The organism is Falsiroseomonas bella, from assembly GCF_003173615.1.
Taxonomy (GTDB): Bacteria; Pseudomonadota; Alphaproteobacteria; order Acetobacterales; family Acetobacteraceae; genus Falsiroseomonas; species Falsiroseomonas bella.
In genome coordinates this window covers 257,244-270,038 of record NZ_QGNA01000006.1, presented here as the reverse complement: position 1 = coordinate 270,038, position 12,795 = coordinate 257,244, and the positions used below count along the sequence as shown (strand labels likewise).

The 12,795-nt window shown below is 70.5% G+C and carries 8 protein-coding genes; 7 read left to right on the top strand and 1 reads right to left on the bottom strand.

Going from position 1 to position 12,795, the window contains the following annotated elements:
* Positions 1–239: 239 nt before the first annotated feature.
* A complete protein-coding gene (locus tag DFH01_RS24640) occupies positions 240–3,641 on the bottom strand; it encodes a transglutaminase family protein (protein ID WP_109873164.1) in 3,402 nt (1,133 codons plus the stop codon).
* Positions 3,642–3,807: 166 nt separating this feature from the next.
* On the opposite strand from DFH01_RS24640, the gene DFH01_RS24635 reads away from it, so the two are divergent.
* The 7 genes from DFH01_RS24635 (at position 3,808) to glgC (ending at position 12,787) form a co-directional block, all read left to right on the top strand.
* Positions 3,808–4,551 (top strand): SDR family oxidoreductase, encoded by a 744-nt coding sequence (locus DFH01_RS24635; RefSeq protein WP_109873163.1) that lies wholly within the window; start codon positions 3,808–3,810, stop codon positions 4,549–4,551.
* Positions 4,552–4,643: 92 nt separating this feature from the next.
* On the top strand, positions 4,644–5,396 hold the full coding sequence (locus DFH01_RS24630) for an SDR family NAD(P)-dependent oxidoreductase (protein ID WP_109873162.1): 753 nt from the start codon (positions 4,644–4,646) through the stop codon (positions 5,394–5,396).
* 13 nt (positions 5,397–5,409) lie between these two features.
* Positions 5,410–5,718: a c-type cytochrome gene (locus tag DFH01_RS24625; protein WP_109873161.1), complete on the top strand. Its 309-nt coding sequence runs from the start codon at positions 5,410–5,412 to the stop codon at positions 5,716–5,718.
* A 30-nt stretch (positions 5,719–5,748) separates the two neighbouring features.
* Positions 5,749–6,699 (top strand): glucokinase, encoded by a 951-nt coding sequence (locus tag DFH01_RS24620; RefSeq protein ID WP_109873160.1) that lies wholly within the window; start codon positions 5,749–5,751, stop codon positions 6,697–6,699.
* Positions 6,700–6,835: 136 nt separating this feature from the next.
* On the top strand, positions 6,836–9,304 hold the full coding sequence (locus DFH01_RS24615; protein WP_109873159.1) for a glycogen/starch/alpha-glucan phosphorylase: 2,469 nt from the start codon (positions 6,836–6,838) through the stop codon (positions 9,302–9,304).
* On the top strand, positions 9,301–11,535 hold the full coding sequence (gene glgB, locus DFH01_RS24610; RefSeq protein WP_109873158.1) for a 1,4-alpha-glucan branching protein GlgB: 2,235 nt from the start codon (positions 9,301–9,303) through the stop codon (positions 11,533–11,535). Before DFH01_RS24615 ends, glgB begins: the two co-directional genes overlap by 4 nt.
* On the top strand, positions 11,519–12,787 hold the full coding sequence (glgC, locus tag DFH01_RS24605; protein ID WP_109873157.1) for a glucose-1-phosphate adenylyltransferase: 1,269 nt from the start codon (positions 11,519–11,521) through the stop codon (positions 12,785–12,787). The genes glgB and glgC overlap by 17 nt, the downstream gene beginning before the upstream one ends.
* Positions 12,788–12,795 lie beyond the last annotated feature (8 nt).

Below are 12,795 nucleotides of genomic sequence, written 5' to 3'. Positions count from 1 at the left end.
GCGGGCGCCGGGCTGTCGTTCAGGCGTTTCCTCTCCGGCGTATGAATGGCGGCCGCGTTTCGGGCGGTCCCTTTGGACTTAAGGCGGTCGTGCCCCCACCCGGCCTCGCTGCGCTCGGCCACCCTCCCCCGCTGCGCGGGAGAGGGAAGCCTGGCTCGACCTGCTCCCTCTCCCGCGCAGCGGGGGAGGGTTGGGGTGGGGGCCGGGCCGCGACTCCCTGAAGCGTGAGCGGCGCTAGGTCACCCGACCGACCGCCGAAGATCAAGCGTGCGGGGATGCTGACGCGAAGGAACCGCCCGCGGTTCCGGCATGGCACCCGGCGTGTGGCCGAAGGGGAAGAAGCGGGCCATGCGGCGCGCCTCGGCCTCGTTCGCATTGACCGGGAAGGTCTGGTAGTTGCGCCCGCCCGGATGCGCCACGTGATGCGTCGCCCCGCCCAGGCTGCGGCCGGTCCAGCTGTCCCAGATGTCGAAGACGAGCGGCGACTGGGCGCGGATGGTGGGGTGCAGGGCCGAGACCGGGTCCCAGGCCTTGAAGCGCACGCCCGCGACATATTCGCCCGCGGTGCCGGTCGGCGCGAGCGGGACGGCGGCGCCGTTGCAGGCCAGCACGAAGCGCTCAGGCGTCCAGCCCGTGACCTTTGCCTGCAGCCGCTCGACGGAGCTGTCCACGTAGCGCGCTGTGCCGCCGGCCGTCGCTTCCTCGCCCAGCACATGCCAGGGCTCCAGCGCGGCGCGCAGCTCCAGCTCCATGTCGCGCACCGCGATGCGGCCGACCTGGGGGAAGCGGAATTCCAGATGCGGCGCGAACCAGGCAGGGTCGAAGGCGAAGCCGAGGCCGCGCAGCTCGTCCAGCACGTCGGAAAAATCCTGGGCGACGTGGTGCGGCAGCATGAAGTCGTCCTGCAGCCGCGTGCCCCAGTGGATCAGCCGGCGCTCATAGGGCTTCTCCCAGAAGCCGGCGACGAGGGCGCGCAGCAGAAGCTGCTGCACCAGGGACATGCGGGCATGGGGCGGCATCTCGAAGCCGCGCACCTCGACCAGGCCGCGGCGGCCGGAGGGGCCGGAGGGGTCGTACATCTTGTCGATGCAGAACTCCGTCCGGTGCGTGTTGCCCGTCATGTCCACCAGCAGGTTGCGGAAGATCCTGTCGGTCAGCCAGGGCGGGGTGTTGCTGCCGCGCGGCGGCACCTGGGAGAACGCAGTCTCAAGCTCGTACACTGCGTCGGTGCGCGCCTCGTCCACGCGGGGATGCTGGCTGGTCGGGCCGATGAACTGGCCGGCGAAGAGGTACGACAGGCTCGGATGGTTGTGCCAGAAGCCGACCAGCGACTTGAGCAGGTCGGGCCGGCGCAGGAAGGGGCTGTCCGCCGGCTCGGCGGCGCCGAGCACCATGTGGTTGCCGCCGCCGGTGCCGACATGCTTGCCGTCGAGCGCGAATTTCTCGGCCGCGAGCCCGACCTGGCGCGCTTCCTCGTAGAGCGTCGTGGTGCGCTCGGTCAGCTCGTCCCAGCGCGTGGCGGGGTGGATGTTGACCTCGATCACGCCGGGATCGGGCGTGATCGAGAAGTGCAGAAGGCGCGGGTCGGAGGGCGCAAGATAGCCCTCCAGGAAGACCTTGCGGCCGGTTTCCTTCGCCGTCGCCTCGATGGCGGCGACCAGGTCGAGCCAGTCCTCGGCCAGCGCGAGCGGCGGCAGGAAGACATGGAGCATGCCGTTGCGCGGCTCGACGCAGAGCGCGGTGCGGACCACGCCCGGCTCCTCGCGGCCGGGCTCCGGCACGGGCTGCTCGGCGATGCGGGCACGGGCGCGCGGGTCCTCCTCGGGGCGGCCGGGCCGGCGCAAGGCGAGGGCGTCGCGGCCGGACTCGCCCTCCGCGAGCTCGGGATGCAGGGGGCGGCCGTCGCGGCCGACGACGCGACCGCGGCCGGCGGGGTAGTCGCGGCGCGGCGCGAGCGGGCTGCGCGGCGCGAAGGGGTCGGCTTCGCCCTCGGTCTCGATGCTCGCTTCGCTCGCCCAGGGCAGGCTGTCGAGCGGCAGGCGGAAGCCCATGGGGCTGTCACCGGGAATCAGGAACATCGCGCCGTCCCGGAAGCTCCAGCGGCCGCTTTCCCAGACGCGGTCGGCGCCGACGCCCACGCGGCGCAGCGGCAGCGCGGAGCCGACCTCGCCGGCCAGGCCCTGGCCGAAGACGCGGCGCAGCCGCTCGCGCTCCATCGGGTCGCGGAGCCGGCTGTCCTCCGCCAGGACATTCGCGGGCAGCCGGCCCTCGCGCCACAGGTAGTAGTGGACGTCCTCATGCCCCGGGATGCGCAGACGCGGGTCCACGCCGAGCTTGCCGGCGAGCAGCGTCGCGAACTCCGCCGCGTCCTTCGGCGTGGCGTCGCCGGTGTCCTCGTCGGAGGCGAGCAGCGACGGGTCGGTCCAGACCGGCTCGCCATCCGCGCGCCAATGGCAGTAGAGCGCCCAGCGGGGCAGCTGCTCGCCGGGATACCACTTGCCCTGCGCGTAAGTCAGCGCGGCGCCGGGCGCCCAGAGTGGCTGCAGGCGGCGCAGCAGCTTGCCGGCAAAACGGCGCTTGGTCGGGCCGAGCGCATCGGTGTTCCATTCCGCCGCGTCGCGGTCGCTGTCCGCCACGAAGGTCGGCTCGCCGCCCAGGGTCAGGCGCACCTCGCCGGCCTCCAGCGCGGCATCCACCTTGGCGCCCATGGCCTGCACGGCGGCCCATTGGTCCTCGGTGTAGGGCTTGGTGACGCGCGGCGTCTCGGCGATGCGCCGGACTTCCATATGAAAATCGAACTCGACCTCGGCCTTGTCGGAGGCGCCGGTGATCGGCGCGGCGGAGGCGGGCTCGGGCGTGGCGGCAAGCGGGATGTGGCCCTCCCCGGCCAGCAGGCCGGAGGTGGGGTCGAGGCCGATCCAGCCGGCGCCGGGCACATAGACCTCGCACCAGGCATGCAGGTCGGTGAAGTCGGCGGGCGGGCCGGCGGGGCCCTCCACCGGCTTCACGTCGGGGACCAGCTGGATCAGGTAGCCGGAAACGAAGCGCGCGGCGAAGCCGAGATGGCGCAGGATGTTGACCAGCAGCCAGCCGGAATCGCGGCAGGAGCCCTTGCGGTTGGACAGCACCTGCTCCGGCGTCCAGACGCCGGGCTCCATGCGCACGATGTAGCCGATCTCGGCGGCGAGGCGTTGGTTGAGGTCCACCAGGAAGTTGACCGTGTTCGGCGCCTCGCGCGGGATCTTCCGCACGTAGGCGTCGAGCAGCGGGCCGGGCGCGGTCACGCGGCGGAAGGGCGCGAGTTCCTCGGCCAGCACCGGGTCGTACGCGAAGGGAAAGCTCTCGGCCTGCGGCTCCACGAAGAAGTCGAAGGGGTTGATGGTCGCCATGTCGGCGACGAGGTCCACCGTCACCTCGAAGAAGCGCACGCGCTCGGGGAAGACGACGCGGGCGCAGAAATTGCCCTGCGGGTCCTGCACCCAGTTCAGGAAATGCGGCTTCGGCGCGATGTTCAGCGAATAAGACAGCACCGGCGTGCGGCTGTGCGGCGCCGGGCGTAGCCGGATCAGCTGCGGCGAGAGCCCGACCAGCCGGTCGTAGCTGTAACGCGTCCGGTGCGTGAGGGCGGCGTGGATACTCATGGCTGCAGGGAGATCCCGGGGAGTTCGGTTCGCTATCCCATTGGAGCGCCATCGGCGGCAAGGGCGGAACGGTGACGGCAAGCGGCATGCCAGGGATGCGCCTGGACAGGGAACCGGTCGCGGCGCACCTTCGCGCCAAGTCTCACACGGAACGAGGAAAGGCTTCATGGCGAGGTATGCGCTGGTCACCGGTGCGGGTTCTGGCGTCGGGCGCGCCGCGGCGGTGGCGCTGGCGGAGGCCGGCTGGGCGGTGGGTCTGCTCGGGCGGCGGGCGGAGATGCTCGCGGAAACGGCAGGCCTCTGCGGCACCGCGCGCACCCTGGCGCTGCCGGCCGATGTCAGCGACCCGGCCTCGGTCGAGGCGGCCTTCGCGAAGCTGAAGGCGGAGTTCGGGCGCCTCGACATGCTGTTCAACAACGCCGGCACCAACGTGCCCGGCACGCCCTTCGAGGAGCTTACCTGGGCGCAGTGGCGCTCGGTGGTCGCGGTCAACCTGGACGGGATGTTCCTCTGCGGCAACGCCGCCTTCCGGATGATGAAGGAGCAGTCGCCGCAGGGCGGGCGGATCATCAACAACGGCTCGATCAGCGCGCATGCGCCGCGGCCGGGCAGCGCGCCCTACACCGCGACGAAGCACGCGGTGACGGGGCTGACGAAGTCCATGAACCTGGACGGGCGCCGCTTCGACATCGCGGTGGGGCAGATCGACATCGGCAACGCGATGACCGCCATGGCGGAGCGGATGGCGCGCGGCGTGCCGCAGGCGGACTGGTCCATCAAGGCGGAGCCGCTGATGGACGTGGCGCATGTCGGCCGCGCGGTGGCGCAGATGGCGGACTGGACGCTCGAGACCAATGTGCTGACCATGACCATCATGGCGACCAAGATGCCCTTCGTCGGGCGCGGCTGAGCGGAGGAGCACGCGCCGATGCGGTCGCCGGAGGGCGCAGACGCCCGCGGGGCGGCGAGCACCGCAGGCGTGAATCGCATGGGAGAACACACATGAACAGGCTGGATCTCGCCGGCCGGGTCGCGATCGTGACCGGCGGGGCGCGCGGCATCGGGCTCGCGGTGGCGCGGCGCATGGTGGCCTCGGGCGCCGCCGTCTCGATCTGGGACATGGATGCGGCGAAGGCCGAGGAAAGCCGTGCGGCGCTGGCGGCCGACGGGACGGTGACGGCGCAGGTGCTCGACCTCTCGGACGAGGTCGCCGTCGCCGAGGCCACGGCGAAGACGGTGGCGGCGCACGGCAAGCTCGACATCCTGGTGAACAATGCCGGCATCACCGGCGGGAATGCGCCGAGCTGGGAGATCCCGGTGGCGCAGTGGCGACGCGTGGTGGAGGTGAACCTCAACGCCCCCTTCATCGTTGCCTCCGCCGTGGTGCCGCATCTGCTGAAGAACGGATGGGGGCGCGTGGTGAACGTCGCCTCGGTGGCCGGGAAGGAAGGCAACCCGAACGCGGCGCATTACAGCGCCTCCAAGGCGGGGCTCATCGGCTACACCAAGTCGCTGGCGAAGGAGCTGGCGCAGAAGGGCGTGCTGGTGAACTGCGTGACGCCGGCCGCCGCCAAGACCGACATCTTCGACCAGATGACGGAGCAGCATATCGCCTTCATGCTGTCGAAGATCCCGATGGGGCGTTTCGTGGAGGTGGAGGAGATCGCCTCCCTCATCTGCTGGCTCGCCAGCCCGGACTGCTCCTTCTCGACGGGCGCGGTGTTCGACATCTCGGGCGGTCGCGCCACCTACTAGAAAGGGTTCTTGCATGCGCTGGATGTTGCCGCTGCTGGTTCTGGCCATGCCGATCGCCGCGCAGGCGGCCGATCCCGCCGAAGGGCGGCGGCTGGCCGAGCAGTGGTGCGCGAGTTGCCACCTGATCGCCCGCGGCGGGCCGGGACCGGTGACCGATGCCGTGCCGGCCTTCCACGTGATCGCCGCGCGGCCGGGCCGGACGGAGGAAGCGATCGCGACCTTCCTCCGCACGCCGCATGCCGGGATGCCGGACCACGGGCTGACGCTGCGCCAGGCGCAGGACCTGGCGGCCTATGTGAAGGCGCAGGGCGGCGCGCAGTGAGCGCGGCCGGCCGGGCGGAAGCCTGATCGGGTGGCCCGGCCGCTGAAGGCGCTGCTGGCCGATATCGGCGGTACGAACGCGCGCTTCGCCCTGATGGAAGGGGCGGCGCACGGCCCGCCCCTGGTGCTGCCGGTCGCCGGCTTCGCGACGGTGGAGGACGCCGTCGCCACGGCCCTGGCCGCGCTCGCCCCCGAAGGCGGCGTGGACCGGGCGGTGCTGGCGCTCGCCGGGCCGGTGCTGGACGAACCGGTGCGGCTGACCAATGCGGCCTGGCAGGTCTCCTCCACGGCGCTCGCGGCACGCTTCGGCTTCCGCCGGGTGCGCCTGGTCAATGATTTCCTGGCGCAGGCCCATGCCCTGCCCTGGCTCGGCGCGTCCGACCTGCTCCCGATCGGGACAGGGGTGCGCATGCCGGGCGCGCCCATGCTGGTGCTGGGCGCGGGCACCGGGCTCGGCGTCGCCGGCTTCCTGCCGGAGAGCGGGACGGCGGTACCGACCGAGGGCGGGCATATCGGCCTGGCGCCGACCGATGCGCGGGAGGATGCGGTGGTGGCGGGGCTCCGCCGCCTCGTCGGCCGGGCCGGAGCGGAGGAGGCCCTTTCGGGCCGCGGGCTCGCCAACCTGCATGCCGTCGTGGCCGGGCTGCGAGCGGCCGCGGTGCCGGCGCGCGATGCCCCGGAGATCCTGGCCGCCGCCGAAACCTGCCCGGTCGCGGGCGAGACGGTGGACCTGTTCCTCGGCTTCCTGGCGGGGACAGCAGGCGACCTGGCGCTGGCCTGGGGGGCGCGCGGCGGCGTGTTTCTCTCGGGCGGCATCCTGCCGCGGCTTGCCGGACAGCTGGACAAGACCGCCTTCCGCACCCGCTTCGCGGCCAAGGCGCCAATGGAAGGCTGGATGGCACGCATCCCCCTCGCGCTCGTCATTCACCCCGCCCCCGCCTTCCTCGGGCTCGCCGCGCTGGCCCGGCTGACGGAGCCGTGAGCCGCCAGGCGCTCACGAACCACTGAGCCGAAGCTTCTAATCGCGCAGTCCCTCGGGCACATAGGACTGCAAGGCGCAGCGACGCCGCGGGGGAGGCGCAGTCCGGCACAAACCGCCGAAAGGAACCGGGAGCACGATGGACACCACGCCGCCCAAGGTCGCCACGGCCGAGCCCGGCGCAGAGGCCCGGCCGCTGCGCAATGCGATCCTGCACAAGCTCACCTACGACCTGGGCAAGAGCCGGCTCGGCGCGCGCGACCGCGACTGGTTCATCGCGACCGCGCTGGCGGTGCGCGACCGGATCGTGGACCGCTGGATCGACCAGACCCGCGCCAGCTACGAGGTTGGCGCGAAGCAGGTCTATTACCTCAGCCTGGAATTCCTGATCGGGCGGCTGCTGCGGGACAACGTCTCCAACCTGCTGCTGATGGACGAGGTGAAGGCGGCGCTCGAGGATCTCGGCGTCTCCTTCGAGGCGCTGCGGGAGGCAGAGCCCGATGCGGCGCTGGGCAATGGCGGCCTGGGGCGGCTCGCGGCCTGCTTCATGGAAAGCATGGCGACGCTCTCCATTCCCGCCTTCGGCTACGGAATCCGCTACGACCACGGGCTGTTCCGCCAGCTGATCCGCGACGGAAAACAGCGCGAATACCCCGAGACCTGGCTGGACTTCGGCAATCCATGGGAATTCGCGCGCCCCGAGATCGCGCATGAGATCGGCTTCGGCGGCACGGTGGAGGCGGTGCCGATCAGCGAGGCGCGGGTGCGCCATGTCTGGAAGCCGGCCGAGACGGTGCAGGCGGTGGCCTATGACACGCCGATCGTCGGCTGGCGCGGCAGCCATGTGAACACGCTGCGCCTGTGGTCGGCTCGCGCCGCCGATCCGCTGCGCCTCGACGCCTTCAACCGGGGCGATTTCCTGGGCGCGCTCGCCGAGCAGGTGCGGCAGGAGAGCATCTCCAAGCTGCTCTATCCGTCGGACGAGACGCCGGCGGGGCAGGAGCTGCGGCTGCGGCAGGAGTACTTCTTCACCTCGGCAGCGCTGCAGGATTTGGTGCGACGGCATCTGCGCGTGCATGGCGACCTGCGCAGCCTGCCCGAGCGCGTGGCGGTGCAGCTGAACGACACGCATCCGGCGATCGCGGTGGCGGAGCTGATGCGCATCCTGATCGATCTGCACGACCTGCCCTGGGACGAGGCCTGGCAGGCGACCCGCGGCACCATCGCCTACACCAACCACACCCTGCTGCCCGAGGCGCTGGAAAGCTGGCCGGTGCCGCTGATGGAGCGGCTTTTGCCGCGGCACATGCAGCTGATCTACCTGATCAACGCGCTGCATCTGGACGATGTGCGCCAACGCTTTCCGGGCAACGACGCGCTGCTCTCGGCCGTGTCGCTGATCGAGGAAGGGCATGGGCGGCGCGTGCGGATGGGGCACCTGGCCTTCGTCGGCTCGCACAAGGTCAACGGCGTCTCGGCGCTGCACTCCGATCTGCTGAAGAAGACCGTGTTCTCGGACTTCAACCGGATCGCGCCGGGGCGGATCACCAACAAGACCAACGGGATCACCTTCCGCCGGTGGCTGCAGCAGTCCAATCCGGCGCTGACATCGCTGCTGGTGGAGGCGGTCGGGCCCGCCGTGCTGGACGACGAGAAGGCGCTGGAGAAGCTGCGGCCGCTGGCGGATGACGCGGCCTTCCGCGAGCGCTTCGCGGCCGTCAAGCGGGCCAACAAGGAAGCGCTGGCGAAGCTGGTGAAGGAGCGCCTGTACCTGCAGCTCGACACGCGCGCGATCTTCGACGTGCAGATCAAGCGAATCCACGAGTACAAGCGCCAGCTGCTGAACGTGCTGGAGGCGGTTGCGCTGTACGACGAGATCCGCAGCCAGCCCACGCGCAGCTGGGTGCCGCGGGTGAAGATCCTGGCCGGCAAGGCGGCGGCGAGCTACCACCGCGCGAAGCTGATCATCAAGCTGGCGCATGACGTGGCGCGCGTGGTCAACAGCGATCCCACGGTGCGCAACCTGCTGAAGGTCGTGTTCCTGCCGAACTACAACGTCTCGCTCGCGGAGCTGATCGTACCGGCGGCCGATCTCTCCGAACAGATCTCGACGGCGGGGATGGAGGCGTCCGGCACCGGCAACATGAAGTTCGCGCTGAACGGCGCGCTGACGATCGGCACGCTCGACGGCGCGAATGTCGAGATCAAGGAGCATGTCGGCGACGAGAACATCTTCATCTTCGGGCTGACGACGGAGGAGGTTGCGGAGCACCGCGGAAAGGGCTGGCGCGGCGAAAGCGCGGTCTCGCGGTCCCGCCGGCTGGAGGAGGCGCTGGAGCAGATCGAGAAGGGCGTGTTCTCGCCGGACGATCCCGACCGCTACAAGGAGCTGGTGGCGGGGCTGCGTGGCGACGACTGGTTCATGGTCGCCGCCGACTTCGACAGCTACTTCACCGCGCAGCGCGACGTCGATGCGCGCTGGCGCGAGCCGGACCGGTGGTGGCGGTCGGCGGTGCTGAACACCGCGAATGTCGGCTGGTTCTCCTCCGACCGCGCGATCGCGGAGTATGCGGAGGAGATCTGGAACGTCCCGGTGCGGCGCGGATGACCGCCTGGCGCGCGTCACAGGCGGAGCTCGACGCCTTCCTCGCCGCGCGCCATGCGGATCCCTTCGCGCTGCTCGGGCCGCATGGGGCGCCCGGCGGTGTGGTGGTGCGCGCCTTCGTGCCGCATGCCGAGTTCCTGGACGTGGTGACCGCATCCGGCCGCCTTCCGCTGGAGCGGCGCGACGATGCGGGCTTCTTCGAGGGGTTGGTGCCGGGCGCCCTGCCCTTCGCCTACCGCCTGGCGGCGCGCAATGCAGGCGGCGCCTGGGAGATCGATGACCCCTATCGCTTCGGACCGGCACTCGGGCCGCTCGACGATCATCTGCTGATTGAGGGGACGCATCGGCGCTTGCATGAGCGGCTCGGCGCGCACGCCGTGACGCATGAGGGCGTGGCGGGGGTGCGCTTCGCGGTCTGGGCGCCGAACGCGGAACGCGTCGCGCTCGTCGCCGGCTTCAACGATTGGGACCGGCGGCGCCACCCGATGCGCAAGCGCGTGGATTCCGGCCTGTGGGAGATCTTCATCCCCGGGATCGGTGCCGGGCAGCCCTACAAATTCGCGATCCTGTCGCGGGAGGGCGAGGAGCAGCCCTGGAAGGCCGATCCCTTCGGGTTGTCTGCGGAACTTCGGCCCTCCACCGCCTCGCTCGTCGCAGAGGAAGCGGCGTTCGACTGGGGCGATGCAGATTTCCTGTCGCGGCGCGAGGCCAGGCAGGCGCGCAACGCGCCGATCTCGATATACGAGGTGCATGCGGCGTCCTGGCGGCGGCACCCGGATGGGCGCCTCTATGACTGGGATGAGCTGGCCGAGACGCTGGTGCCCTATGCCGCCGATCTCGGCTTCACCCATCTCGAGCTGCTGCCGGTGATGGAGCATCCGCTGGATGAGAGCTGGGGCTACCAGCCGATCGGGATGTTCGCGCCCACCGCGCGGCTCGGCGATGCGCGCGGGCTGATGCGCTTCGTGGATGCGGCGCATCGCGCGGGGCTCGGCGTGATCCTGGACTGGGTGCCGGCGCATTTCCCGCGCGATCCGCATGGGCTGATCCGCTTCGACGGGCAGCCGCTCTACGAACATGCCGATCCGCGGCGCGGATCGCACAAGGAATGGGGCACAGCCGTGTTCGACTATGGGCGGCGGGAGGTTGCGGCCTTCCTCGCTTCCTCGGCGCTGCACTGGCTGGAGCGCTTCCATGCCGACGGGCTGCGGGTGGATGCGGTCAGCTCCATGGTGTGGCTGGACCACGGGCGGGCGCCCGGCGACTGGGCGCCGAACGCGGATGGCAGCACCGACAACAAGGAGGCCATCGCCTTCCTGCGCCAGGTGAACGCGCAGGTCGCGGAGGAGCATCCGGGCGCCGCCATGATCGCGGAGGAAGCGACCTCCTGGCCCGGCGTGACGCGCGCGGCGACCGAAGGCGGGCTCGGCTTCCGGTTCAAGTGGAACATGGGATGGATGAACGACACGCTGCGCTACGTGGCGCTCGATCCCATCCACCGGCGCTGGCACCACAACCTGGTGACCTTCGGGCTCACCTATGCCTTCAGCGAGGATTTCGTGCTGCCGCTGAGCCATGACGAGGTGGTGCATGGCAAGGGATCGCTGCTCGGCCGACTGCCGCAGGGACGCAGCGTGGACGATTGGGAACGATTCGCCACGCTGCGCGCCTATTACGCGTTCATGTGGGGACATCCGGGCAAGAAGCTGCTGTTCATGGGCAACGAGATCGCGCAGTGGCGCGAATGGTCGGAAGCGCGGGAACTCGACTGGGGCCTGCTGCAGTGGGCGCCCCATCAGGGCGTGCAGCGGCTGGTGCGCGACCTGAACGCGCTCTACCGCGCGCAACCGGCACTGCATCGGCGGGACGGCGAGATGGGCGGCTTTCGCTGGATCGAAGCCGACGATGCGGAGCATGCCAGCTTCAGCTGGCTGCGCTTCGGCGCGGCCGCGGACCCGCCGGTGGCGGTGCTGTGCAACTTCACGCCGATGCCGCGCGACGCCGTGCGCGTCGGCCTGCCGCGCGCCGGACGCTGGCGGGAGGTGCTGAACACCGATGCGGTCGCCTATGGCGGCTCCGGCATGGGGAATCTGGGCGCCGTGCAGGCGGAGGAGGTGCCGCACAACGGCTCCCCCGCCTCGGCGGAGGTCGTGCTGCCGCCGCTGGCCAGCATCTGGCTGGTGCCCGATGATGCGGACAAGGAACGGGAGGCAGACGATGGCAGGCAGGGCTGACACCGCTTCGGCGCCGCTGGCGCGCGGCGCCATGGCCTTCGTGCTGGCGGGCGGGCGCGGATCGCGGCTGATGGAGCTGACCGACCGGCGCGCCAAGCCGGCCGTCTTCTTCGGCGGCAAGTCGCGCATCATCGACTTCGCGCTGTCGAATGCGGTGAATTCCGGCATTCGGCGCGTGGCGGTGGCGACGCAGTACAAGGCGCACAGCCTGATCCGCCACCTGACGCGGGGGTGGAACTTCCTGCGCCCCGAGCGCAACGAGAGCTTCGACATCCTGCCCGCCAGCCAGCGCACCAGCGAGACGGCCTGGTACGAGGGCACCGCCGATGCGGTGTTCCAGAACATCGACATCATCGAGGACCACGCGCCGCGCTACATGGTCATCCTCGCGGGCGACCACGTGTACAAGATGGACTACGAGCGGATGCTGGCGCAGCACGTGGAAAGCGGCGCCGATGTCACGGTGGGCTGCGTCAGCGTGCCTCGCATGGAAGCGACGGGCTTCGGCGTGATGCATGTGGACGCCGAGGACCGCATCATCGCCTTCGTCGAGAAGCCGAAGGACCCGCCCGGCATCCCGGGGCAGGAGCACATGGCGCTGGCCTCCATGGGCATCTACGTGTTCGAGACGAAGCTGCTGTTCGACCAGTTGCGGCGCGACGCCGCGACGCCGGGCAGCCAGCGCGACTTCGGGCGCGACATCATCCCCTTCCTGGTGGCGAACGGGAAGGCGGTGGCGCATCGCTTCGAAGCCTCCTGCGTGCGCTCCTCGGCCGAGGCGGCGCCCTATTGGCGCGACGCCGGCACGGTCGATGCATATTGGGAAGCCAATATCGACCTGACGGACATCGTGCCGCAGCTCGACCTGTTCGACCGCGACTGGCCGATCTGGACTTATGCCGAGGTAACGCCGCCGGCGAAGTTCGTGCATGACGAGGATGGGCGGCGGGGCGAGGCCATTTCGTCACTGGTGTCGGGTGCCTGCATCCTCTCCGGCGCCAGCGCGCGGCGGTCACTGCTGTTCACCGGCGTACACATGCATTCCTTCGCGGCCGTGGAGGGCGCGGTGCTGCTGCCCTATGTGGATGTCGGGCGCGGCGCGCGGCTGAAGAACGTCGTCGTGGACCGCGGCGTGCGAATCCCGGACGAGCTGGTGGTCGGCGAGGATCCGGTCGAGGATGCGCGTCGCTTCCGTCGCACCGAGAAAGGGATCTGCCTGATCACCCAGGCGATGCTCGACAAGCTCGGCTAGGCGATGGC